Source organism: Streptomyces sp. NPDC046379, from assembly GCF_055587785.1.
This window is the reverse complement of sequence record NZ_JBVJFP010000035.1, coordinates 1-22,493: the sequence shown is the minus strand read 5'-3', so window position 1 is coordinate 22,493 and position 22,493 is coordinate 1. Positions and strand designations below refer to the sequence as shown.

Annotated in this window: 21 protein-coding genes and 5 pseudogenes; 12 read left to right on the top strand and 14 right to left on the bottom strand. The window is 68.3% G+C overall.

Annotated features, from left to right (window positions below; translation table 11 throughout):
* Positions 1–251: pseudogene (locus ACZ6KF_RS32725) on the bottom strand (XRE family transcriptional regulator); the annotation flags it as partial.
* Positions 252–452: 201 nt separating this feature from the next.
* Between ACZ6KF_RS32725 and ACZ6KF_RS32720 the strand changes: the two are divergent.
* From ACZ6KF_RS32720 to ACZ6KF_RS32710, 3 genes are all read left to right on the top strand, one after another.
* The gene (locus ACZ6KF_RS32720; RefSeq protein WP_469241804.1) at positions 453–866 is read left to right on the top strand and encodes a hypothetical protein; all 414 of its coding nucleotides are present in this window, start codon (positions 453–455) and stop codon (positions 864–866) included.
* Positions 863–1,084, top strand: coding sequence for a hypothetical protein (locus ACZ6KF_RS32715; protein WP_469241802.1), 222 nt, complete (start codon positions 863–865; stop codon positions 1,082–1,084). The genes ACZ6KF_RS32720 and ACZ6KF_RS32715 overlap by 4 nt, the downstream gene beginning before the upstream one ends.
* Before the next feature lie 205 nt (positions 1,085–1,289).
* The gene (locus ACZ6KF_RS32710) at positions 1,290–1,556 is read left to right on the top strand and encodes a hypothetical protein (RefSeq protein WP_469241800.1); all 267 of its coding nucleotides are present in this window, start codon (positions 1,290–1,292) and stop codon (positions 1,554–1,556) included.
* Between the two features lie 509 nt (positions 1,557–2,065).
* On the opposite strand, the pseudogene ACZ6KF_RS32705 reads toward ACZ6KF_RS32710, so the two are convergent.
* The 4 genes and pseudogenes from ACZ6KF_RS32705 to ACZ6KF_RS32690 all read right to left on the bottom strand — a co-directional run.
* Positions 2,066–2,700 (bottom strand): annotated as a pseudogene (locus ACZ6KF_RS32705) (pyridine nucleotide-disulfide oxidoreductase); the annotation flags it as partial.
* An 86-nt stretch (positions 2,701–2,786) separates the two neighbouring features.
* The gene (locus tag ACZ6KF_RS32700; protein ID WP_469241798.1) at positions 2,787–3,113 is read right to left on the bottom strand and encodes a DUF1048 domain-containing protein; all 327 of its coding nucleotides are present in this window, start codon (positions 3,111–3,113) and stop codon (positions 2,787–2,789) included.
* A 1-nt stretch (position 3,114) separates the two neighbouring features.
* The gene (locus tag ACZ6KF_RS32695; RefSeq protein ID WP_469241796.1) at positions 3,115–3,471 is read right to left on the bottom strand and encodes a DUF1048 domain-containing protein; all 357 of its coding nucleotides are present in this window, start codon (positions 3,469–3,471) and stop codon (positions 3,115–3,117) included.
* Complete coding sequence (locus ACZ6KF_RS32690) at positions 3,468–3,794, bottom strand: PadR family transcriptional regulator (RefSeq protein WP_469241794.1); 327 nt, start codon at positions 3,792–3,794, stop codon at positions 3,468–3,470. Before ACZ6KF_RS32690 ends, ACZ6KF_RS32695 begins: the two co-directional genes overlap by 4 nt.
* Positions 3,795–4,238: 444 nt before the next feature.
* Here ACZ6KF_RS32690 and ACZ6KF_RS32685 point away from each other — a divergent pair, with 444 nt between their 5' ends.
* Both ACZ6KF_RS32685 and ACZ6KF_RS32680 read left to right on the top strand, forming a co-directional pair.
* The gene (locus ACZ6KF_RS32685; protein WP_469179666.1) at positions 4,239–4,889 is read left to right on the top strand and encodes a TetR/AcrR family transcriptional regulator; all 651 of its coding nucleotides are present in this window, start codon (positions 4,239–4,241) and stop codon (positions 4,887–4,889) included.
* 32 nt (positions 4,890–4,921) lie between these two features.
* Positions 4,922–7,006, top strand: coding sequence for a HelD family protein (locus ACZ6KF_RS32680; RefSeq protein ID WP_469241792.1), 2,085 nt, complete (start codon positions 4,922–4,924; stop codon positions 7,004–7,006).
* 289 nt (positions 7,007–7,295) lie between these two features.
* On the opposite strand, the gene ACZ6KF_RS32675 is transcribed toward ACZ6KF_RS32680, so the two are convergent.
* From ACZ6KF_RS32675 to ACZ6KF_RS32660, 4 genes are all read right to left on the bottom strand, one after another.
* Positions 7,296–8,090: a nucleotidyltransferase domain-containing protein gene (locus ACZ6KF_RS32675; protein ID WP_469241790.1), complete on the bottom strand. Its 795-nt coding sequence runs from the start codon at positions 8,088–8,090 to the stop codon at positions 7,296–7,298.
* A 626-nt stretch (positions 8,091–8,716) separates the two neighbouring features.
* Complete coding sequence (locus ACZ6KF_RS32670; RefSeq protein WP_469241787.1) at positions 8,717–9,361, bottom strand: dihydrofolate reductase family protein; 645 nt, start codon at positions 9,359–9,361, stop codon at positions 8,717–8,719.
* A gap of 904 nt (positions 9,362–10,265) precedes the next feature.
* Positions 10,266–11,027: a DUF899 family protein gene (locus ACZ6KF_RS32665; RefSeq protein ID WP_469241806.1), complete on the bottom strand. Its 762-nt coding sequence runs from the start codon at positions 11,025–11,027 to the stop codon at positions 10,266–10,268.
* Positions 11,028–11,061: 34 nt separating this feature from the next.
* The gene (locus ACZ6KF_RS32660) at positions 11,062–11,556 is read right to left on the bottom strand and encodes an SRPBCC family protein (protein WP_469241784.1); all 495 of its coding nucleotides are present in this window, start codon (positions 11,554–11,556) and stop codon (positions 11,062–11,064) included.
* A gap of 376 nt (positions 11,557–11,932) precedes the next feature.
* On the opposite strand from ACZ6KF_RS32660, the pseudogene ACZ6KF_RS32655 reads away from it, so the two are divergent.
* Positions 11,933–12,295, top strand: a pseudogene (locus tag ACZ6KF_RS32655) (SDR family NAD(P)-dependent oxidoreductase); the annotation flags it as partial.
* Between the two features lie 62 nt (positions 12,296–12,357).
* On the top strand, positions 12,358–12,723 hold the full coding sequence (locus ACZ6KF_RS32650) for an SDR family oxidoreductase (protein WP_469241736.1): 366 nt from the start codon (positions 12,358–12,360) through the stop codon (positions 12,721–12,723).
* Positions 12,724–13,039: 316 nt separating this feature from the next.
* On the opposite strand, the gene ACZ6KF_RS32645 is transcribed toward ACZ6KF_RS32650, so the two are convergent.
* Genes ACZ6KF_RS32645 through ACZ6KF_RS32635 form a run of 3 tightly spaced genes read right to left on the bottom strand, consistent with a single transcriptional unit; the run spans position 13,040 to position 16,082 of the window.
* Positions 13,040–13,441, bottom strand: a complete 402-nt coding sequence (locus ACZ6KF_RS32645; protein WP_469160777.1) for a DUF6009 family protein — start codon at positions 13,439–13,441, stop codon at positions 13,040–13,042.
* Entirely contained in the window at positions 13,438–14,970 is a 1,533-nt protein-coding gene (locus ACZ6KF_RS32640) for a DNA primase family protein (protein WP_469160776.1), read from the bottom strand. Before ACZ6KF_RS32640 ends, ACZ6KF_RS32645 begins: the two co-directional genes overlap by 4 nt.
* Positions 14,967–16,082, bottom strand: coding sequence for a bifunctional DNA primase/polymerase (locus tag ACZ6KF_RS32635; RefSeq protein ID WP_469241734.1), 1,116 nt, complete (start codon positions 16,080–16,082; stop codon positions 14,967–14,969). The genes ACZ6KF_RS32640 and ACZ6KF_RS32635 overlap by 4 nt, the downstream gene beginning before the upstream one ends.
* A gap of 835 nt (positions 16,083–16,917) precedes the next feature.
* On the opposite strand from ACZ6KF_RS32635, the gene ACZ6KF_RS32630 reads away from it, so the two are divergent.
* Complete coding sequence (locus ACZ6KF_RS32630; protein WP_469160773.1) at positions 16,918–17,382, top strand: hypothetical protein; 465 nt, start codon at positions 16,918–16,920, stop codon at positions 17,380–17,382.
* A gap of 157 nt (positions 17,383–17,539) precedes the next feature.
* Here ACZ6KF_RS32630 and ACZ6KF_RS32625 read toward each other — a convergent pair whose 3' ends face one another.
* Positions 17,540–17,752: a hypothetical protein gene (locus tag ACZ6KF_RS32625; RefSeq protein ID WP_469160772.1), complete on the bottom strand. Its 213-nt coding sequence runs from the start codon at positions 17,750–17,752 to the stop codon at positions 17,540–17,542.
* Positions 17,753–18,605: 853 nt separating this feature from the next.
* On the opposite strand from ACZ6KF_RS32625, the gene ACZ6KF_RS32620 reads away from it, so the two are divergent.
* Positions 18,606–19,079: a hypothetical protein gene (locus ACZ6KF_RS32620; RefSeq protein ID WP_469160771.1), complete on the top strand. Its 474-nt coding sequence runs from the start codon at positions 18,606–18,608 to the stop codon at positions 19,077–19,079.
* Positions 19,080–19,095: 16 nt separating this feature from the next.
* Here ACZ6KF_RS32620 and ACZ6KF_RS32615 read toward each other — a convergent pair.
* Positions 19,096–19,615, bottom strand: a pseudogene (locus tag ACZ6KF_RS32615) (ATP-binding protein); the annotation flags it as partial.
* A 56-nt stretch (positions 19,616–19,671) separates the two neighbouring features.
* Between ACZ6KF_RS32615 and ACZ6KF_RS32610 the strand changes: the two are divergent.
* The 3 genes and pseudogenes from ACZ6KF_RS32610 to ACZ6KF_RS32600 all read left to right on the top strand — a co-directional run.
* Complete coding sequence (locus ACZ6KF_RS32610) at positions 19,672–19,920, top strand: hypothetical protein (RefSeq protein ID WP_469160770.1); 249 nt, start codon at positions 19,672–19,674, stop codon at positions 19,918–19,920.
* Between the two features lie 272 nt (positions 19,921–20,192).
* Complete coding sequence (locus tag ACZ6KF_RS32605; protein WP_469241732.1) at positions 20,193–20,456, top strand: hypothetical protein; 264 nt, start codon at positions 20,193–20,195, stop codon at positions 20,454–20,456.
* Positions 20,457–20,728: 272 nt separating this feature from the next.
* Positions 20,729–21,769 (top strand): annotated as a pseudogene (locus ACZ6KF_RS32600) (RHS repeat-associated core domain-containing protein); the annotation flags it as partial.
* Positions 21,770–22,493: the final 724 nt, after the last annotated feature.

The following is a 22,493-nucleotide window of genomic DNA, read 5'->3' as shown; positions in this document are numbered from 1 at the left end:
GACTTCCCCCGGGGCACGAACCCTAGAGCCGTCACGGGCAGGCCGGTGACGATCTCCAGGCCCCGGCGCTGGCGTTCCTGCGGCCACCGGTTCTCTCCGGACAGCCATCGGAACACGGTGCGCTCCGACGTCGTGCCGGGGCGGCCGCTGAAGCCGCCGATGGCCTTGTTGACCGCGTCGGCGAGCTCCCCCTTGGTCATCTGGTGCTCCGCCATCCAGGCGGCTAACGGCTCGTTTCTGCTCTCTGCCACGACAGCACGGTAGGGCGTGCGCCCGACCGGTGGCAGGTAACGGAAGAGTCAATTCGTCAGCCAGGCCGTGGCAGGCCCGGCCGGCTTCGTCATGCACACCAGGCGGTGACGGGCTGTTAGGTGTCGTGTACGGCCCCGCCGCGCCTTTCCCCCGTGGGGCACGGCGGGGCACCGGCTCCCGATCTACCTGCTGAGGCAGCGATGACCAGTGCAGGAATCCCCCGGGGAGAGGCCACTGCTCCGGCCGTCCCGGACCCCGCCGCAGCCGTGCTGTACGTCTGTGCCGACCGCGGCACCCTGATGCCGGGCCTGGCCGCCGAGCGCGCGGAGGAGGAAGGCCACGCCTTCGCACAGCAGCGCGGCCTGACGGTCACCGAAGTGGTCATCGACGAGTTCGGCGAGTCCGACCCCGGCCGCCGTGAAGGGTGGCGGCGGGTACGCGACCTGGCGAAGGCCGGCGCCATCGCCACGGTGCTCGTCCGCCGGCCCGCCAGCATCGCCCCGGAGGGCGCGCACGAGCTCCGGCACCGCGAGACTGCCTGGCTCCATGCGCACGGCGTGCGGGTGCGTTACACGTGGGCACCGCTGGCCTCGACGAACGGTGAAAGGCGGTGAGCGGCGGCATGCTCCACTGCGACCACCCCTGGATCGGCCGGGACGTCAAGGACACCGCGACCGGCCGCCGCGGCACCCTGCGCGCCATCGCCCCCGACGTCGACAAACCGCGCCTGCTGGCCTGGCTGCAGCCGCCCGGCGGAGGCAGGGAATGGACCACCGAACCCGACTCCCTGGCCGACCCCGCACCGATCACACCGGAGACCGCCGCGTCATGACCGGCCGCCGCCGCCGTCACCGCCGCGCACTGCCCTGGTGGGCCTGGTGGCAGACCTGGGCTCCTCGGCGCCGCACTCACGGCCCTGGCCCTCGTGAGCCTGCGGCCCCTGTAGACCCCGGCTGGGTCGGGGAGGACGTCACACACCCCCGGCCCAGCCGGTCAGCTCCATCCCGGTAGAGCACGACCCGACGAAGGGAAGAACGGTGACCGCAACAACAGCACTTCCCGCACCCGCCGACGTCGCTGAGCGGGCCCGCCAGATCCACGCCGCGTGGCAGGCCGACGCCGAGATGAAGACCGTCCTCGACGGCTGCGCGAAGTACAACGCCGACTGGGACGACTTCTACGGCGGCCCGCTCATCAGCACCTACAGCGTCGCCCGCGACTCAGGCCACCTCCTGGTCGACGCAGTGCGCGTGATGGCGCTCAAGTCGGCCGTGTACGAGCTGACCGGCGACGAGCACCCGTGACGGTGACGGGGACTTCCTCGACCCTCGCGACGGGTGTCGGCATCGAGGCCCCCCGTACGTGGTAGCCGACCGTGATGGGACCGCCCGGCATGGGCAGATTGATGGCCCTGCCCTCAGGGCCCACGCCCTCTGCGGGCCTCGGCTTTGCGGGGAGACCGACCAGGGCGTTGTCGACTTGCAGATCACCGGCTGAAACGACCCGGCGATCAAGGAGCTGAACCCCGGAGCCGAACTGCCGAACCTGCCCGTCCACGCGGTGCACCGCGCCGACAGCTCCGGCACGACGCAGGACCTCCAGGCGTGTCTCGCCGGCGCGGCACCGGGAGCCTGGCAGCACCCCGCTGTGAAGGAGTGGCAGGGCAAGGGCGGCGCATCCGCCGACGGCTCCTCCGACGTGGCATCGGCGGTGGCGTCGGCACCGGGGTTGATCGGCTGCTTTCGAGCTGCCCTTCGCCGTCGGGGAGAAGATCAGCACGGTCCGCGCCGACGGTCATCCTGCGGTGCCGAGCAGCGACGTCCCGGGCCGCATCGCGGGCCGGGCGGCCGACGCCCATGAGGGTGGCGGAGGCGGAGCCGGTCCAGTCACCGTAGCCGAGCAGGTGCAGGCGTGGCTCGTCGACGGCCCGCGTGCCGACGGTGGGATGCGGCCGCGCGGGCCGCGCAGTCCCAGGGGCGCCAGATGGGAGAGCGCCGGGCGGAAGCCGGTGCACCAGACGACCGTGTCGGCCGGCGTGCGCGTGCCGTCGGCCCAGACGACGCCGTCACGGTCGAGGTGTACGGACATGGGCAACACCTTGAGCCGCCCGGCGTCCCTCGCCTCCCGCACGGGCGGCACGGCGACGATGTCTCCCAGCGCGGCAACTTTGCCGGTGTCGGTGCGCCCTTCGTCGAGGGCGCGGCGGCGGGCGGTGGCAGCGTCGAACGGGGCGCGGCCGTCGATGTCGTCAGGGAGAAAGCGGGGCGGGCGCAGGGTGATCCAGGTCAGGTCGGTGTCGTAGGCGAGGTCGGCGGCGGTCTGGGCACCGGAGTTGCCGCCGCCCACGACCACGACGCGCTGCCCGGCGAAGTCCCTCGGGCTGCGGTACTCGACGGTGTGCGCAGGCGGAGAAGTTCGGCGCCCGTCGAACGGCTCCGCTGCCGGCCGGTCGGGCCGCGCCTGTTCGCGCGGGCCCCGAGGCGGGACGCAGTGAGCATGAGGGTGCATTCTCTACTGGTGTGAGACGGCCCGTGCTACTTCCCGGCCGTGCCGGGGTGAGGGTCGATGGACTCCTGGTAGAGGTCCGCGTAGGTGCGGGAGTCCTTGATGAGGTCGTCGCAGAAGGCGGCGGCATCGCTGCCGATGAGCTCCAGCACGCCCTTGCCGGCGGCGACGCCTTCTTCGAAGAAGGCGACGATCCCGGGGAGCAGGGCCCCGTCGAGCAGGTCGACCGGTCCGACCTTGAACAGGTACTTCTGCACCTCCTTGTAGACGATCCGGTAGTCCGGCGGGAGTGCCTTGACGCGGGCCATGTGCGCTCGCCACTGCTTCTTGCCCTCGATGATGTCCTGGATGCCCACATCAGCCTCCCAGCCGGTTGAGTTTTCGGGCAACGTTGTCGTTCAGCTGCTCGCGCCACCGGTCGCGGTGCGTTCGAGCGCCTTCTCCGCCGGCCAGCGCTGTGCAGAAGGCCGGGATGTCCTCGCCCAGGACCTCACGGGCGCTCTGCCCCTCGGCCGCCGTCTCCTCGAGCAACGCGAGCGCGCCATCGAGGATCGGTATGAGGCTGCGGCCGGTGAAGTCGCCATGGGGCAGCAGGTGAACCTTGATCTGGTCCCACGCCGCACGGTGATCGTCCGGGAGTGTCCGAGCCCGGGCGTCGAACGCCTCCCATTCCCGGGTGAGATCGCTGCCGGTGATCTTTTCCCAGAAGTTCATTCCCCGCCCTCCTTGAGCTTGTTGATCCGCGATGAGAGGTACTGCCACTTCGTCCAGAACCGAGCGAGCTCTTCGCGTCCGGCGTCGTTGAGCGAGTAGAACTTGCGCGGCGGGCCCATCCCCGATGGCCGTTTCACCACCTGGACGAGCTTGTTGCGCTCCAGCCGCAGCAAGATGGTGTACACCGTCCCCTCGACGACATCGGTGAAGCCGAGTTCGTTCAACTGCCGAGTGATGGCGTACCCGTAGGTCTCCTGCCTGTCGATGATCTCGAGCACGCATCCTTTGAGCGTGCCTTTCAGCATCTCCGTCAGATCGTCCATCGCGACACCTCTCCCACCCCGTGCAGGTAGTCAGTAACACTGAGTACTGCTATGCGGTATCACCAAATAGCTGCGGACGGCCGTCGCAGTGCTTGTTCTGTGTCGCGCTCCTGCGCCCTCGAAGGGCTGCATCGGGTGTCTTCCCGGTGGGCTGCGGTCAGCATTTGGCGCGGCTGCGGACGGCCAGGCCGAGAAAGACGAGCCCGGCCAGCCGAGAGGTCGATCGTGACGGCCATGAGTCCCGGCGAGCAGCGTGGATGACTCCCTCGCCGTTGTGCAGGACGGATGGGCCGCTGACCGACGTGTAGGCGAAGTGACGGCGTCGCGGCAGGCCGTGGCCAGGGAGCCGACTTCGTCGGCGGGCCCCTCACAACCGCGACCGACGGAGAAGGAGCCCGAGGAGGGTGGAGAGCGTGCGGCTGGCCGCTGCGTACGCTTCCTGACATGAAAGATGTGGTCGGGCTGCGCGAGCGCAAGAAGCGGCAGATGTATCGGCGACTGTCGGATACGGCCATCGGGCTCTTCCTGGAGAAGGGCTATGAGCAGGTGACCGTCGCTGAAGTCGCGGCAGCGGTCGAAATCTCGAAGCCGACGCTCTTCCGGTACTTCCCCACCAAGGAGGACCTCGTTCTGCACCGGCTGGCCGACCACGAGGGCGAGGCCGGGAGGGTGGTGGCACAGCGCCCGGCGGGGCGTTCTCCGCTGGAGGCGCTGCGGTGCCACTTCCTGGACGGGCTCGCCCGGCGCGATCCGGTGACCGGCCTGAACGACGACGTCGAGGTGCTCGCCTTCCACCGGCTGCTGTACGCGACGCCGTCACTGGTGGCGCGCCTGCATGCTCATGTGGAACGGGACGAAGCCGCTCTTGCCGACGTCCTCGGCATCGAAACCGGCGGTGGCGTCCAGGCACGTCTGGCCGCCGGGCAGATCATCGCCGTCCAGCGTGTGCTCGCACAGGAGAACTGGCGCCAGATCACTGCGGGCCGCAGCGCGGACGCGCTCCACCCTGAGGCCGTGGACGTGGCCCAGTCAGCATTCGCGCAGCTCGAGGCCGGATTGCCGCATCTCTGCCGACCTCGAATCGCAACCAAGTAATAAATGTTACTCAGTTGCATTATGGTGGTGGCATGCCACTCTCCGACTCCGTGTCCAGTGACGCCCTGACCCAGGCACGCGCCTACCACGACGCATGCCGAGCAGCATGGAAGGCCATGGTCGACGGCGCGCAACACCAAGTGGTCATCGGCGAGGACGCCTCCGCATCCGGCGCCGACGCAGAAGTACTCGGCTACCAGTTACGCAGTCAGGCCAAAGAACTCCGGGAGCTTCCCGAGGGTCCGCTGTTCTTCGGACGCCTCGACTTCGCCCGCGACCCCCAGGCCGCGGGCGACCACGCCGGACAGACGTACCACATCGGACGTGTGCGCATCGCACACGATCCTTCCGCCCCACCCCTGGTGGTCGACTGGCGCGCCCCAGTGGCACGAGCCTTCTACCGGGCAAGCGCCCGCGACCCCCAAGGCGTCGCCGTACGGCGCCGCTTCGGCTGGTCCCCAGCCGGCCGCGGTGTCTCCACCGACCTCACCGCCCTGGAGGACGAGCACCTCAGCAAAGGCGAGGCACGGGAAAGCAGCATCGTGGCCGACGAGATCGAGCGCCCCCGCACCGGGCCCATGCGCGACATCGCCGCCACCATTCAGCCCGAACAGGACGACCTCGTACGTGAGGACCTCACCACTTCCCTCTGCGTCCAGGGCGCCCCCGGCACGGGCAAGACAGCGGTCGGACTGCACCGCGCCGCCTACCTCCTCTATACCTATCCGCAGCGCATCCAGCGCGGCGGAATGCTGATCCTCGGCCCCAACCGCGCTTTCCTCTCCTACATCTCCCAAGTCCTGCCCGCGCTCGGCGAAACCGGCGTGAGGCAATCCACCCTCGATGACGAGATCGCCCGCCATCCGGTCACAGCACAGGACGGCGACGCCGCGGCGCTCGTCAAGCACGACATCCGCATGGCCGACGTCCTGCGCCGCGCGCTCTACGCGCGAGTGAGCACAGAGGTGACGCAGCCGCTCGTCCTGCCAGACGGTTCCTACCGCTGGCGTGTATCCACCGACGAACTGGAACAGATCGTCCGCGACGTGCACACCGAGGAACCCGCCTACGCCGTGGGGCGCGAACGCGTCCGCATCCGCATCGTCCGCGCCGTGCAGCGCCAAGCCGAGCGCCGCGGCGGCCCCTGCACCAACACCTGGGTACAGAAGCTCTCCCGGGCACGCCCGGTCACCACCCTGTTGAACGCCATCTGGCCCGCCGTGCGACCCGAGGAGATCCTCGCCGACCTGTTCACCCGTCCGGACACGTTGGCCGCCGCCGCCGAAGGCGTCCTGGACACGGACGAGCAGAAGACCCTCCTGTGGAGCGAACCACCGCGCTCTGCGAAGTCGGCCCGCTGGTCGGCGGCCGATCTCGTCCTCCTCGACGAACTCGCCGGCCTGATCGAGCGCCCCAGCGGCTACGGACATGTGGTCATCGACGAAGCGCAGGACCTCTCACCCATGCAGTGCCGCGCCATCGCCCGCCGCTCACCCTTCGGATCGGTCACCGTCCTCGGTGATCTCGCTCAGGGCACCACGCCCTGGGCCGCGCGCGACTGGCCTCAGTTCCTCACCCACCTGGGGAAACCGGACGCCGTCGTCACCCCACTCACCGTCGGATTCCGCATCCCTGGCACCGTCGCCGAACTCGCCAACCGCCTGCTCAACCACCTCGACGCGGACGTACCACCCGCCCGATCCCTGCGCCGCGACGGAGAGGTGAGCATCGAGGCGACCCACGACACGACCGCCGCGACAGTCTCAGCCGTCAGCACGGCGCTGGAGCACGCCGGCTCCATCGGCGTCATCGCGGCCGACGCCGACGCCCCAGAGCTGCGCCGCACTCTGATCGCGGCCGGGTTGCCGGCATCCGGACCGGACACCCCCGGAGCCCGCCTCACCGTGGTGCCGGCCTCCACCGCCAAGGGACTGGAGTACGACCACGTCGTGGTGGTCGAGCCCTCAGCCATCGTCCAAGCCGAGCACCGCGGCATGAACCGCTTGTACGTGGCGCTCACCCGAGCGGTCTCCCGACTGCACCTCGTGCACTCTCAACCTCTGCCCCTCGCTCTCCACCCCCCACAGTCACAGCACATCGAACCCTCCACGCCGTGAAGCCCGAGCGCACTCAGAACGTCCGACGTTCAGCACGGAAGGACCGTGGAAGACCCCCGCCCTCCTCCATGGGCTGCAGACTGAGCGGTTCCGGGATCGATGGGCCCTATGCGCCGGCTCCAGCTGCCGGTTGGGGCTGGAGTTGAGCGTGGTAGTCGGTCTCCAGAGCATCCCGGAGAGAAGATCGCCGACGTGCCGACCAGCGAGGACGCGGCGACGCGTGCGGCATGTCGGAGCCGGTCGGTTCACGGTGGTGGACGGCTACGGGCGGCGCGCCGAGGCGGCTCGGTCAGCTCGCCTGATCGATGACGTCGTGCAGGTACTTGACGGCGAGTTCTTCGGCCCGGCGGCGGCGTTCGATGACGGCCCCTGTGTCGTCGAGCCACCGCCGGTACAGCGCGATGCCGGCGAGGAGTGCCTGACCGGCGTCGTGCCGGTTGTACCCGCACAAGGTCGTCTGAAGGTCGCGCGCCTCTTGCGGCGCGATGGATTCGAGGTGGCGCACGCCGCGGGGTGGCGCACCAAGCCGCCTGGCTGCCAGAGGACCCAGCACGGCCTCCCGCAGGTAACTGAGAAAGCCGATGACCTCGAACAGTTCACCCCGGCCGAGTTTCGTCGCACCGTAGTGCACCCAGACCCAGAACCGGTCCTCGATCCACTGGAGGTCGAGCGAGGGGATTGTCGGCGGATGCCCCGCGACCGAGTGGGCAAGGCCGCCATCCCGGTCCCAGAGGATCTTCGGTTCCTCAGCACGCTCGGCGAAATCCGAGGTCCGCACGAAGTTGAAGTCGACATGAAGGAGGGGCGGCCCGACAAGGGTGATGATCAGGCGTGGTTCACCGACGTGTTCCCCGGTGAAGGCGGTCACAAGCGCGGCCCATGAGCCGATCAGCGTGAGACGCTCCCTCATGACCGAGTCGAACGCCTCGTCGTCGATGACCACGATCAGGTCGACATCGGAGTAGACATCGGGGTGTCCACCCGCGATCGATCCCCCGATGGCAACGCCGGCCACTCGCGCATCCTGCTGAATGCGGGGAAGCACGTCACCGAGGAACCGGCTGTGGAGGGCGAAGGCGCTCATGGACCATCCTTCCGATCGGAACAAAGTTGTGCCACGTACCACACTCGCCAAGCCGGATGTTCAGGGAAATCGACGACGGCACGGAAGGCGGCGGCGAACCGCCCTGGTGGTGGAGATCGGTGTCACGCCGCCCGCGACGCAGCATTCCTCCGGGCCGACCGCGCGCCGTGTGGACAAGCGCGGTGAACGCGGCTCGATCGCGTCCTCCACCGTGGCAGCGCGAAGCCCCACGACGGGACGGCCCCGCGGGCGTCTGGGCCAGCGCCCTGGTGTTCCGCGCCGCCGGATCGTTGGCGCACGGAACGCGGTACGCCTCGCAGCCGATGCCACCTGGCATGATGGGCGCCCACCCGCATGCCCTCCAAGCGCAGGGCATGTCGCTCGGTCAGATGTGTGTGTCGCCCTTGCCGATGCGGATCATGTGGTCGCGATTGGCCATCCGCGTGGCGCCGCACGCCTCTCACCGCCAAGGGCGGCTGCCGCCCGGAGCCAAACCGCTCCCCCGAAGTCCTGGTCCGCAAGCCGGGCGCCTTCCCGGAGCCACCACCCCCGAACCGACCCGCTCGGCTGCCTCAGGGCAGCCCCGGGAGGCGGAACGACCAGCCGGGACCGGCCCCGAGATCCGGTCACTTTCGCCAGAACAGGTGGTGCGTCACGCCGCTCGGCCTGGGCACGACCTCCAGATGGAACCGGTCGAGCAGCTCATCGGGGGATTCCCACAGTCGTAGTCCGGAGCCGAGCTTCACCGGTGAGACCGCCACATGCATGGTGTCGACGAGGTCGGCTTCCAGGAACTCCCGGATGGTGGTGACCCCGCCGCCGAGCCGGACGTCCTTGCCCTGTGCCGCCTCCCGCGCCTGCTCCAGGACCATGGCCGGGTCGCCGTCGATGAAGTGGAATGTGGTGTCGGAGAGCGTGAACGACGGACGCTTGTGGTGGGTCATGACGAATACCGGAGTGTGGAATGGGGGCTCGTCACCCCACCAGCCGCACCACTCATGGTCCTGCCAGGGCCCGCGCTGGGGTCCGAACTTGTTGCGGCCCATGATCTCGGCACCGATGTTGCGCGCGTAATCTCGCGTGAAATAGTCGTCCAGCCCTCGGCTTCCTCCGGGGTCGGTGCGCATGGGCCAGCTCGCCGTGGCTCCGGCCCAGGCGAACAGCCGCTCGGGCTCGACGTGGCCGAATGGCCTCGCAAGGGTCTGGTCCTCGCCGGCGCCGATCCCGTCACTCGACACGTTGAAGTTCTGGACTCTCAGCAACTGAGCCACGTGCTCCTCCTGTGTTGTCGACAACGGTGATGAGACTCCCGTCGGCCGCCGAACTCATCGCTGGGTCTGTGACCGGTCAGAAAACTGGGCCACCTGCTGTCACAGAGGTGGGCGACCTCAGGCAGCGACGTCACTTCTCGGAACCCACCCCACCCCGCACACGGACGTTGTGAGGGGGTGGGGGTTCCGAGCGGTGGTGGGCTTGTCCGCGCGCGGCTACGGACCGGGGTGTCGGTCCCGTCACGGCCACCACAGAAGGTCCCCCAGCCCTTCCCGGGACGGGACTGCGCCGACAGCCGCGCTCTCCCATCGAGTACTCCCAGGTCAACGGGCGTTCCGCGTCGTGGCCGTACGGGGCGGGATCGACTACGACGTCACCGGTTCACGAGTCGGCCGAAGCTGCGTGCTCCCCCGCTCCGGACGCACCACCGCCTCGTCACGGCCCTGCTGGGGCCGCCACGGCTGCCGCGCGCGGGGGATCGTCGTCAGCAGCTTTTCCGGGCCAGGAACGGACATCTCGTCTTACGCATGTCCCCGACCACGGCGCCCAGCATCCTTGCGTCCCAATTCCCGCGCCGGACGTGCGGAGGGGTTCTTCGCCGACCAGGTGGTCGGCGAAGAACCCCGACAGCTGCTGCCCAACTGCCTCCTGCTCCCTCACCCGCACTTACCTGCCGACACCTGCAGCGACCACCCTGTGATCCTCAGCGGCGGGTCTTCACCACGGCTTCACCGGCGACTCACAGCGCGTACAGGCCGTCCTTGCGGTACGCCGACGTCTCCCCGGCAGCCGCCCGCATCCGGGTCGGCCACCGCCGGATGTCGGCTGAGGAGCTGGGCCTCGCCGACGGCGGCGGCCCGGGTGCTGGGCTGGGCTGCCGTCGGAGCGCTTGGTCGCCGGATGTCAGGAGCGCGGCGTGAGGGTGTCGGAACGGCCGGCTGCGAGCCGCGACCACTGGGCGATGGGGCGTCCGTCGCGCCGCAGGCGGATGTGGTCGGCGGGTGTGCCCTGGACGGTGGGCCACTCGGGAGGAGACTCCTCCCATAGTTCCTGACGTCCGTACACGGTGAGGTCCATGAGCGCGTAGCTGTAGTCCATCGCCTCCACGCCGCGCCGGGTCGTCCAGTACGTCTCGAAGACGCGGTCGCCGTCCCGCAGATAGCACACGAGGTGCATGGACCCGACGCGTCGCCCGACCAGGAGTTCCTCCTGCGAGGGGACCGCCGAGTACCAGGGCACTTCCCAGCCCATGAAGTCGCGGTAGCGGCGGCTCTCCTCGTACGGGCCCTGGCAGAAGACCGCGTAGGTGATGTCGCGCGAGTGAAGGTAGGACAGTTCCTGCACCTGAGTGGTGACCCACGTACAGCCTTCGCACTGCCCGGCCGCGTCGTGTCCGTGGTGCCACATGAAGTAGTAGGCGATGAGCTGTCGGCGCCCTTCGAAGGCTCCGAGCAGGGTGACCGGCCCCTTCGGGCCCGTCAGTTCGAGGTCGGCTGCCACCTCGACCACGGGCAGGCGCCTGCGGGCGGCGGCGATCGCATCCCCCTCCCGGGTGTGTGCCTTCTCCCGGGTACGCAGTCGCCCGAGTTCGGCATGGAAGGAAGCCCGGTCGGTCGCCCGCGGCAGCGCCGGCGCACGGTCCGAATGTGCTGAGCTGTCCTGAATCACGGTGATGTCCCGCCTTCGTGGTGCGTGATCGTCACGCGTGGATGCGTGGCGTTGGTTTCCGGGCGCTCCGGTGAGCCAGCCCTTGTCGTTGCCCTCGCGCTCCTTCAGCCACGTTGCCGGGTCGTCGGCGAGGCCGGAGAACCCGCTCTCCACCCACGCGCAGGGTCACCCCGCCGCCATGGCGTTCGTCGATCCAGAACTCGACCAGGGTGGAGGGTGTGGCCTCGTTGCGGAACGGGTGCCGATCCAGCGGAATGCCGCGGAGCGCCATCTGTCCAAAGCGGAATTCACCCAGCGCCGCGTGGCGTACGACGGCCACGTCGCCTTCATGACGCAGGTCGGGCTCGACTTCAGCCGTGCCGTCATTGACGTACCAGCCGGGCCGTGCGATCAGCTCCCCCAGTCGGTCGGCCGGGGCGTCGATGTCGATCTGCCGGACGATCCGGTCGAGCCGACTCGATCCGCATCGGTGGTGTCGTACATGGCCACCTCTCTCCGAAACCTGTGTGCAACTGAATGGTTGCATTTACGGAGGGTGGCAGCAACACGTTCGGTGCAGCCAGCCGTGCTCCCGGTGCCCGCGCGGGCACGGTCCGCGGTGATAAGGATCCGCATCGCCGCCTCCTGTGCATCGGCCCCGAGGGTTCGCCGAGTTCACAGCAGAGCAGGGCGGCGGGAACCGCCCCGGACGCCGATCACGGGAGTACGACCGCGGCAGAACCATGGCTGTGTACGCCGACTGCTGTCCTTCGCGTTCTCCTCGTGCAGCACGCTCGAGGACGCACAGAAGATTGCCCTGAGCAGGGCTAGCGCCAACCGGGTGCTGTCCGCGCCGACCTCGCCCCGCGCAGCGCCCCTCGGGGGAGGAAAGAGGAAACAGGCCACCGACTCGACCGTTCGGCGTGGCACCGGCCCTGCCAGCGGAGCAACCGAAAGGCACGATCTTGACACCGAGCATCCACCTGGATCTGTCCGGCAGACGCGCCCTGGTCACCGGCGCGGCCCGGGGACTGGGGGCGTCCATCGCCCGTCGCCTCGCCAGAGCGGGAGCGAGCGTATGTCTGGCCGACGTACGCCGCGAAGACGGCGAGAAGATGCGCGCCGCCCTGACCGTGGAGGGCCATGAGGCGCGGTTCGTCCAACTGGACGTCCGCGACGCCGACGCCGTGGCCGCGACGATCCAGGACCTCGAGCAGGACGGCTGGCCGCTGGACATCCTGGTCAACAACGCCGCCGTCGATGTCACCAAACCCATCGAGCACCTGACCACCGACGAGGTCACCCATGTGGTCACCACGAACCTTCTGGGCCCGATGTACCTGTGCCTGTGGCCCTCTACCGGCGCATGGTGGCCAGAGGTGAGGGCCACATCGTCAACATCCTGTCCACTGCGTCCAACCGGACCTGGACCGAAGCCGGTGCCTACGCTGCCAGCAAGACGGGTCTGCGAGCCTTCACCCACACCTTGTTCCAGGAAGCCCAGCGCGACTGCCCCGGCATCGGGATCACCGGCATCATCGCCGACGGCATGGAGACGCCGTTCATCACCGAGCGTTTCCCGAACGCCGACACCTCCAAGCTGCAAGCCCCCGACATCGTCGCCGACGCACTGCTGTGCGCCCTGTCCGTCCCCGCCACCAGTGCCATGCCGGAAGTCGTCATCGTGCCCCGCAGCGAACCGTCCTGGCCGTAAGTTCCCCCCGTCAAAACACGCGCTCACGCACCGCTGCCCTGCTGCTCGCCCCGGTCACCGGTTGATCGTCGCGGGACCGCGGTGGGCGCCGTATCACCCGCGTCACCTCGCCGTGGCCGTCCGAGGCGAGGTCGGCGGCAATCCAGGGGCCGGATGTTCCCCCTGGACGGCGGCGCGCCGTCCTGCTTGCAGCGACGGCCCCCTGCCCTCAACTGATGAGACCGGCCGCGACCCCGCTGGTTGATGAGGTCTCCTCCCCTGCCTCATCACACCGACCACGACGGGGCAGGGGGACACGGCTGATCTCCATGGCCGCCTACAGCGGGAGCCGTATGCCGAGTTCCTGCATGGCTTGCGAGGGCGGGCCACCTTCGCTGCGTTCGGTCTTGTAGCCCTTGACACGGGGTTGCAGGGTGCGGGGGTCGACCGCTTCGGCCGGGGCGCTGCGGGCGTACAGGCCGTCGGGTTCGCTGTCGCGGTCGTGGGGCAGCAGCCAGAAGACGCGGCGGCGGAAGGTTCCCGATGCGCGCGAGGGTTTGGCGTCGGGACCGAGGATGGCATAGCCGATCATGCGGCCGTCGCGGTGGTAGGGGGGTTTGCCCCTGCGGGTGGGCAGCCGGTCCAGGCTCTGGCGCACGTAGTCGAGCTGTGCGATGTCCTCGAGCCAGACGAACTCGGTTTCGTGGCTGATCTCGTCCGCGTCGATCAGGGAACTCATGCGCTGGTGTCCCTCTCCTCGTCGGTGAGCAGTCCGATGCCCGGGTAGTACTTGCGCGAATTGGACAAGATCATGTCCTTCGGCGAGGCCAGCCCGACCAGTTCCCGGGTGCGGGCGGCGAACGCGCGTGAGGAGATGACCTGCGCGCCTTCATTGTGGCACCAGGTCTTGTAAGCGGCGTAGAGCGCCGCCTGCTCTGCGCGCAGGTCAGGTGCGAGACGGCAGCATTCGTCATAGAAGCGGCCGGTGTGGTCTTCGGTCTCGGCGTAGGCGGTGGTGGCGATGCGGACGCGTTCAGGGCCGGTGAGGTCGCGGGCGCCTGCGAGGTAACGACGGGCACCGTCGATGAGCCAGGCCAGGATGCCGGGGCCTTCCTCCATGACGAGGAGGTCGGCGAGGTTGTCGATCTTGCGGTCGTCGGAGACGACGCGTTCGAAGGGGATCAGGCGCATGCGGCGCCAGAACGCGAAGCCTCCGGTGCCGACTTCGGGTTTGTGGTTGCCCAGGAGCCAGAGTTTGTGGGTGGGTTCGAAGCTGAAGGGGTCCTGGCGCATGCGGCGGGCCTTGATGCGGTCGCCGCCGGTGAGGTGTTTGACGCGTGCCTCGTCGAAGCGGTCGCCGGGCTTGATCTCGGAGCAGACGTAGACGCGCCTGCCGTGGAGTTCGGCGAGGTCGGTGGGGTGGCCTTCGAAGGGCTTGGCCATCAGGAAGCCGGGCGGGGCGGCGTCCGCGTAGTCGCCGAGCAGTTTCATGAACGCGTCCAGCAGAACGGACTTGCCGTTCTTGCCCTCGCCCCACAGGAAGGGCAGGACCTGGGCACCGACGTCGCCGGTGATCGAGTAACCGAGGAGCAGCTGCAGGTAGTCGATCATTTCTAGGCCCTCAGCGTCGTCGCCGAAGGTGTCGGTGAGGAAGCGCATCCAGCGAGGGGTGGGCATCTGCCGCGGGCCGACCGAGGTGGAACGGGAGTGGAAGTCCTTGTCCGGGTCGGGGGCGGTCAGCAGGCCGGTGCGCAGGTCGACAATGCCTTCGGGGGTGCACAGGGCGTAGGGGTCGGCGTCCAGGCGGTCGGGTTTGAGGACCATGCCCGGAGCAGACTTGGCCTGAGAGAGCATGGCGTTCATGCCGGTGGTGGACATGGCGCGGGTGCGGTGCTTGTGCAGGGCGGTGGTGGAGAACAGGCCTCTGGGGTCGTGGGTGGCGATGTGTTCGGCGAGGTCGCCGGCCGCCCAGACGACGGAGTCCTCTTCGTCGATCTGCCAGCGGGTGCCGTCCCAGCGGTACCAGCCGATCTTGGGGACGTAGCGGTAGTCGTTGCTGTAGAGCTGGATGAAGAGCTTGGCGTTGCCTCGGTCGGTGAGGGTGTCGGGCAGCAGCCCGTTGGCGGTCGCTTCGCCTGCGGGGCGGCCGGCGGCCGGACGGTCGGCGGCGTTCTGGGCGGGCAGCGGCACGGCGGCCTGCTGACGGATCTGCGCGGCGACGGCTTCTGCGTCGAACTCGAAGAGGGTCTCTCCTCCAGGGGACGTCATGGGCGCCTCCCGGTGGTGTGGAGGGGTCGTTTCATGCCCGCGTCGAGGCCGCTGCGGATGATCTGCCGGATGCGCTGCTCCTGGCCGGGGCGGGCCGCGATTGCGGTCTCGTGGAGGGCTTGTTCGGCATCCTGCCGGACGAGGCGGCCGGCGGCGACGAGTCCGCCGAGGGTGTAGGCGGCGCGGTTGAGGATGTCGGAGAAGCCTGCGCCTTCGCTGACCTGGCCGCATGCCTGGACGGGGGCGAGGATCGAGGCGAGGGTCCGCTCAGTGTGGCTGCGGCCGCCGCCGGCGGCGAAGACGGCCTGCTGGGCGCGGGCCGGGACCGGCCGCGGAGCGGGGACTGCGGGCTTGGGCAGGTGTCCGGTGCGGTCGAGTTCCTGGGCCAGCCACAGCGGGAGGGGGGCGGGTTCGTCAGCCTCGCCGACGGGCGTGTAGGCGCCGTGGTCGGTGATGGTGCCGGGAGCGACGATGTAGCTGCCGTGGGCCCGGATGTCGACCTGCCAGGCCAGGGCGCGGCCGGCGCTGGAGCCGACAGAGGACAGCCAGCGGCCGGGGCCGGTGGCCCGGTACCACACGTGCAGGCCTCCCGAGGGTGTGCGGACCCGCAGGGTGGAGCTGTCGTCTGCGGGGCTCTGCTGGCCCCTCAGAGCGGCCAGGACGGCGAGGGTGTGGAAGCCGTTGGCCAGTCCGGTGAGGTCGACGTGGTCTCCGATGGGGATGCCGGGAAGGATCCGGTCCCTGGCGGGGGGTTGGGTGTGGTGGGCGTCGATGTCGATGACGACGAGGCCGGCCGGGCCGCAGGAGACCCCGACGCCGAACTCGGGGCGATGGCCCCACCACTGCTGGATGCGGGCCTGGTCGAGGGTGGCCGCGTAGAAGCTGTGGCACCAGCGACCTGCGGAGAGGCAGGGGCACTCGGCCGGGGGGTGAGCCTGGGCGCGGCAGTCGCTGCAGTTGGCGGCCGGCGTCTTGCGGCCCGGCGCGAGCGGGTGGACCGGCCAGCCCCGGCGGGCACACCACTGGGCGGTGGCCAGTGCGGCAGCGACTGACCTGGCGCAGTTCGAGGGCTCGTTTGCGTCGCTGAGGGAAAGCTGCAGCTCAGAAGGCATCTGCTCTCCTATCAGCGACCAAAGCGACCCAACGGTGGACACAGACTAGCGAACGAGGCCGGTGGGGTCATGCAGCACATGCGCAGCACCGGCGGCTTGTGTCGAGACTGCGGCTGCCAGCGACGCCGACAGCTACCAAACGCCAATCACAGCGACCGGGCGAAGATCGGTCGCTGGCTGCTCGACTGCTGAAAATCCGCAGTTCAGAGTGCATCTTCCTGCTGGATCAGCGACTGAAGCGACTGAAGCTTGTTGTCTATGACGCACACGTACACAACCTAGAACACTGATATATGTCCAGGCTGGGTCGCTTCAGTCGCTCCCAGCTCATCTTTGAGTCTTTGACCTGCGGTTTTTCCGACCTGCGAGGGTAGCGACTGAAGCGCTGCCCGGTCGCTGGGAATCGGGCCACTGGCCTCCGAGCGACGCAAGCGACCGAAGCGACTGAGCAGCGGACCCGACCGGCCGCCTGCCGACGGGCCTCTACACCCACGATCCCGTCCTCGCCGAGCAGGTCGAGAGCAGCATCAACATCTCCGACGTCGACGACCACGATCTGCGCGAGATCATGCGCGAGGTCCGCGCCTGCGAGCGAGAAGGCCGGCGGGGGTACCGTGTGCGCCTTCGGCGCATTACGCGCGTGGACCGGCCGGCCGGAATCGGCCGCCTCCCCCCCCCGGCCTCTGCGGACTGTGCGGCGACGGGTACGGCACCGGCGACATGATCGGCCGGACCCCGTGGACGAAGACGGACCCCTACGTGCCGCTGGGCTGGCACTGCTGGTCCATCGGCGTCAGCGGCCACGCTGCCGCCGATGTCTTGCTGCATTTCTCCCATGCAGTGTTCGCCGACGACGGCGTCGGGCTCAACGGTTCATGAGTGCGGCCTGCGCGCAGACTGGCTGACCGAGGAACCGGCCCTGACGGGCACCAAGCCGTGGACGGCCGACCCGCTGGAGAACGCCCTTGTGCGACTGCGGGCAGGCGCCGCCGAGACCGAGCCGGTGACCTGGCTCAGCCTGCAGACCGCGCATACCATCGTCGTGGTGCTGCTGGAGGCCCCCGTTTCACCGGCCACGATGGACCGGGACGCGGCGATGCTCACCGCCTTGGTCCAGCACCTGGACGAATGGGTGACTAACTCTGCCGGCCTGCAGTCCTCGCAGTACGGGACGGGCCGGCGCTACCGTCAGAGGACACTTGCGCTCACCGAGCATCTCACCGTTCTGTCCCAGCTGGGCGGCCCGTTCTTCCTCTACCAGTGCAAGATCTCTCAGACGGGTGAGCTCGTCGAGCCGTAAGACCGCTAGCTGCCGCCGCCACGCTGCCCGGCTCCTGACGCCGCTGGCGGCCGCGGTGCTCACAGGGCGGGGGCGCACCGCTGGCAACGCCTGTAGTTCCGACCGCCCTTCGGCCCGGTCCGCTCGGCGGACCACGCCCGGGCTTCCTCGAGCGTCATCACGCGAAGCGGGGATAGCCGCGGGAGGCCGCGAAGTCGCCGCAGGCGACCAGAATGTGGCTGAACGCGTTCAGCTTCGACGCGTAGGCCTTGCCTGTGGGCCGGGAGAAGTCCGACGGCATCTCGCGCAGGACGACCGAGCACGATGTCTTGTGAATGCCCTGCCTGCCCGCAGCGAACGGATACCTCTCCGGCTGCTGCGGCGCTGCCAACGCTCGCCCGCTATGTCCAGCAACGCGCCGAACTGTGCGCGTTGCTGGACATAGCGGGCATCCCCCGGACTCCCGGTACTCGTTGCGCAGTGCCTCGGAGTCTTCGGCCTCCCAACACCGAAATGGGCCGTACAGCAGATCTGCCGCCCTGAGCAGCACGCCGTGGCGGCAGGCGTGCTCATCCTGCCGTCACCGATACGCTCCAGGAGCTCCAGCACGGCTGGCAGTTCCACGGCGTAGCCCCAGCCCGCGCGGATCGGACGCCGCGCTCCTGCGCGAACAGTTCACCAAAGCCCAGACGCATGGCGGGCAGGGTTCCGGTGGCGAATTCCAGGTCCACCGCGGCACCGCCGCACGAGAACTCAGGCGCAGGTTCGGGTTCCCACGACTGCGCGTTATCAGCTAGGCGGGCGGCGCCGCACGGCCCGTGGATCCAGGGCTGAGGCACGGTCTCCCGCTGCACGACCGGCTGCCGCCCGGCACGCCGTGACCGCTTGCGCTTCCTCTTCGGTACATGCTCTCCCGTCGACGGATCAGACTCAGCCGCGGTAATCGGCAGCGGCCGGGATTGTGATCCTGAGGAGTTCTTCCTGGCTTTGCTCGCGGTGGGCGTCGAACCTGTCCCAGTCGCAGCGCAGCCGGAAGACCTTGTGGGCGGGGATCACAGAGATGTCCGCGTCGGTGACAAAGTCCTCTTTGTTCAGCAGGAGGCTGAGTGGCTGCGTACGCGAGATCGGAGAGCGCTTGTAAGCGGCTTCCGAGAACGATGAGAACTGACAGCAGACGGTTGCGTCGGAACCTGGGTGACGTCAAGCCAATGTTGACCGTAGGCTCTCGGCGAAGGGCAGGTGCGGTGGACATCACGGTGCAGTGGATCAAGACGTCTTGGACGAAGCAGTCGCGGGGCGGCGAGGCCGCTGCCCACAGGAACGCGGTGCCGGTTGGCTTCTCGTTGCCTGAGGTGCTCTCCGAGTTTGCTCACTTCGTCCAGATATCCGAACGTGACAGCTTCGAGCCACGTTCGAGTCAGAAGGACCTTCGCGAGGTAGATGTCAGCCTGCGGGACGAAGGCGATCGGCTCCGAGTACTCGCTCGTGTGGAGTCACTCTTCGGGTTGCCACCTCGGCCGCGCAGGCCACCGGCAGTTCGACTGCTTCCCGGGCAGTGGGTCCGCTGGCAGTTGAACTACCGGTTCTCCAGCGCGCTGGGAATCCGCGGTTGGTCGTACTGGCTCGACACGTTCAACATCGCTTACGGACCCGTCGACCGGGATGTCTTCCTGTCGGAGCCGACCGTGATCGTCGATGAATGTGGTCCGGTTCGCTAGAGCAGGCGGATCGTGCTCAGACGCCGGTTCGTTCCGCTTGGGCTCGGGTGGTGGCGAGGCGGTAGGAGTCGGTGCCGGTTTCGATGATGTTGCCGCCGAAGGTGAGGCGGTCGACGATGGCCGCGCAGAGCTTGGGGGCGGTGAAGGTCTTGGTCCAGCCGGAGAAGGACTCGTTGGAGGTGATGGCGACGCTGTTCTTCTCCTCGCGTTCGGTCAGGACCTGGAAGAGGAGTTCGGGGTCGCGGCGGTCGAGTTCCATGTAGCCGAGTTCGTCGATGCAGAGCAGGTCGACGCGGCTGTGGCGGGCGATGGTCTTGGTCAGCTGTTTCTCGTCGGCAGCTCCCACCAACTCGTTGACCAGCTTCGTCGCCAGGACGTACTTGACCCGGTGGCCGGCCATTGCGGCCTCGGTGCCGAGCGTGATCAGCAGGTGCGACTTGCCCGTGCCGGAGTCGCCGATGAGGCAGCGGCAGTCCCTTCTTGATCCATTCGCATTTGGCGAGGGTGTGGACCATGGCCGCGTCGATGTTGGGGTGCTGTTGGACTTGGCCAGCTGCCATGCCTTTGGCACCTCGTAATCGTTTGCAGCGGTGTGAGCATCGACGTTCCTCGAGCTCTGGCCTGGGGCCGGGCCGCGGTGGCTGCCGTGCTGGCGGGGCTGCTCGCCGGGGTCTGCATGGCAGAGTCGCGACCGGCACTGCCTGCCTCGGAGCAGGACCGCAGTGACCTGATCGCGGCTGCCACGCAGGTCCTCGTGGACCGGCGCCTGCGGGCGCGTGGCGCGGACGGGCCGCCGCCGTGGCAGAAGGCGCTGTTGGGCAGCGGCCAGGCCGAGCTGTAGGTCCCGCTCGCCACTGGCGACCTGCTCCACCGCGCAACGCCGTCTTCTCCGATCCACGGAACGAATTCGCGGACAAGGCCATCTGTGATGCCCAGGAGACAGTCCACGGCATCGCCCTGTCCGGTTGAAGCGGATAATCGGGACATAGGGCTACTGCTCGGAAATGCGCGGACGCCTTCGAGTGCACGCTCGGCGACGACTGACCTCTGGCGGCTGGCGCCTGAGTACGCGTACTCAGGCGCCAGGCCCAGGCTCCCTGAAACCGTGGAGATGTGGAGAAGCCGAGAATCGCTCGCTCCGTCAAGGGCATGCTGGTGTCAGCGGCAGCCGCAGGCGTCTGCTACTGGATCTGGACCTCGGCGAAAGAGTGGGCTCAAGAAGCGCAGAACGAACCGAACCCCAACTTCGGTACGGGGTTCCTGGAGCATCTGCTAGCTCAGCTCGTCGGAGTGGCCTCTATGCCGTGGGCGCTGTGGGTGGGGATGCGTCTGTTATGTGAACGCGGTATCACCTGCTTGTCCTGGGAGGCGGACTGATGTGGCCGCCGATCGGTGGTCACATCATCGATGGTGCCGACGTCGGCAGAGTCGAAACGGTCCTGTACAGTGCGCTGTTCGTTTTGCTCGGCGGGTTGCTGTCTCTCACCGAAGTCCCAAGAAGCCGCGATCTGGGCCCGTGAAGCAACGGTTGGGTTGAGGACACCCATCGTTGTATGAGACGCCCGATGTCAGGGCGGGAGGAGACGGATGCTCCAGCAGCAGGCGACCGGACGTCCTGCTCAGCACGAGGGCGGCGGGGACAGTGCCGCTCCTACGCCAAGGAGGAGAAGTCCGGGGCGGTCACGGACTCCTGGCAGTACTGCTACGACCTGGCCGGCAACCTCACCTCGCAGGGAACCGACCCCGGCTGCCCGCGCGGCACCACCTACATCTACAACGACGCCCAGCAGCTGACCGCCAAGTCCAGCACCACCGGCGCCTGGTCCTACGATCCGATCGGCAACGAGACGGCCGGCGCCTCCACGGACGACTACGCCCGCACGGCGCAGACCTACACCGACCACTCCCAGCTGACCTCGATCACGGTGGGCGGCAAGGCGTACGCCGGCCAGTACGGCTCCACCGACCAGAGCGAACGCATCCGCCTCGGCGACACCTTCTTCCACAACGGCCCGCTGGGCCTGTCCGCGAGGACAACTGCCGGTGCTGACATGTGATTTGCCCGCGAACCCGGGGGCACGCTGAACTCCATGACGACCGGGGGCAGGACGTACTTCTACCTCACGGACGCCATCGGCAGCGTGGTCGCCCTGGCGGACGCGGACGGCAACAAGGTCAACAGCTACGCGTACAGCCCCCGCGGCGTGCGCCTGCTGGCCCAGTCGTACGAACCGGTCGCCCAGCCCCACCGCTTCGCCGGCGGCTACCAGGACCCCACCGGCCTCTACCACCTCCAGCACCGCTACTACGACGCCAACATCGGCCGCTTCACCCAGCCCGACCCCTCCGGCCAGGAGAAGAACCCCTACTTCTACGCCGAAGGCGACCCCGTCAACCGCATCGACCCGACCGGACTTGCCTTCTTCGACGTGGTCGGCAAGGGCTTCGACATGTACGACATCGGCTCCATCGCCAACGACCTGAACGAGGGCAACTACAGGGACGCCTTGGCCACAGGCGTCGGCCTGGTGGCGGGCGCCGCCGCCGGAACTGTATGTGGCGCGGTCGCCGTCGCTGTCAGCGCCCCCACCGCGGGCGTGGGCGGGTTGGCTGTTGGCGCTACCTGCTTCGGCATTGGATACGGCGCCGGCGAACTGGGCGAGAAGGCCGCAACCAGCGTCCTGAATTAGGAACCGACAAGGGATAACCAGCAAACGGGAGGACTAATGTTATATGGCCAGTTCCTTGCTAAGGGCGCCGGGGAGGGCACTCCGCCCTTCTGGATCATCGCTGTCGCCCTAGTGGTCATCGTCGGGGTGGCATTCCTGGTGAGTAAGGCCCGCAGCAAGTAGCACCATCTGCGAGACAGGCAGGACATCTGGCGGGCATCGCCCGGCTGATCTCGCACCGGCCAGGCGACGCGTTGGCCGCGTAGCGTGCCCGGGGGTGGGACGTGCTTGCGTCCCGCCCCCACCCGCGATGCCAATTCGAGGCGAACAGAGGAGGCAAAGTGTTGTTAGCGCGTGACGCGATACCCGATGGATACGAACTTCCTGTGATGTCCTTTTGTTTCGGAATTGTCGCCGCAGTCCTCTTTCATTCACGATGGAAGAATGCCGGTACAAACGCAGAGCAGCGCCGCGCAGCGGTAGCGCCCGGTGGTGTTGCTACGATATTCTGGACGATCTTCGTTGTATTGTTACTCATCTGAAATAACCGCAGGGCTGCAGTCTTGCCTGAGGCTAGTCTTCTGAGTCTGGAATTCTATTCAGATGTGTAGGGTTGCCTGGTGGCACGTACTGGGCGGCCGAAGGCCGAGTTGATCCTGTCGGATGAGGAACGGGCTGCGCTGGAGGGATGGGTTCGGCGCCGTTCCACCCCGCAGGCGTGGGCTTTGCGGTGCCGGATCATCCT

Excerpts from the sequence above, each read along its gene's own strand:
- ACZ6KF_RS32720 (WP_469241804.1), top strand. The coding sequence starts at position 453 with ATGACCAGTGCAGGAATCCCCCGGGGAGAGGCCACTGCTCCGGCCGTC.
- ACZ6KF_RS32695 (WP_469241796.1), bottom strand. The coding sequence starts at position 3,471 with ATGAACTTCTGGGAAAAGATCACCGGCAGCGATCTCACCCGGGAATGG.
- ACZ6KF_RS32690 (WP_469241794.1), bottom strand. The coding sequence starts at position 3,794 with ATGGACGATCTGACGGAGATGCTGAAAGGCACGCTCAAAGGATGCGTG.
- ACZ6KF_RS32685 (WP_469179666.1), top strand. The coding sequence starts at position 4,239 with ATGAAAGATGTGGTCGGGCTGCGCGAGCGCAAGAAGCGGCAGATGTAT.
- ACZ6KF_RS32680 (WP_469241792.1), top strand. The coding sequence starts at position 4,922 with ATGCCACTCTCCGACTCCGTGTCCAGTGACGCCCTGACCCAGGCACGC.
- ACZ6KF_RS32675 (WP_469241790.1), bottom strand. The coding sequence starts at position 8,090 with ATGAGCGCCTTCGCCCTCCACAGCCGGTTCCTCGGTGACGTGCTTCCC.
- ACZ6KF_RS32660 (WP_469241784.1), bottom strand. The coding sequence starts at position 11,556 with ATGCAACCATTCAGTTGCACACAGGTTTCGGAGAGAGGTGGCCATGTA.
- ACZ6KF_RS32645 (WP_469160777.1), bottom strand. The coding sequence starts at position 13,441 with ATGAGTTCCCTGATCGACGCGGACGAGATCAGCCACGAAACCGAGTTC.
- ACZ6KF_RS32640 (WP_469160776.1), bottom strand. The coding sequence starts at position 14,970 with ATGACGTCCCCTGGAGGAGAGACCCTCTTCGAGTTCGACGCAGAAGCC.
- ACZ6KF_RS32635 (WP_469241734.1), bottom strand. The coding sequence starts at position 16,082 with ATGCCTTCTGAGCTGCAGCTTTCCCTCAGCGACGCAAACGAGCCCTCG.
- ACZ6KF_RS32630 (WP_469160773.1), top strand. The coding sequence starts at position 16,918 with ATGCAGTGTTCGCCGACGACGGCGTCGGGCTCAACGGTTCATGAGTGC.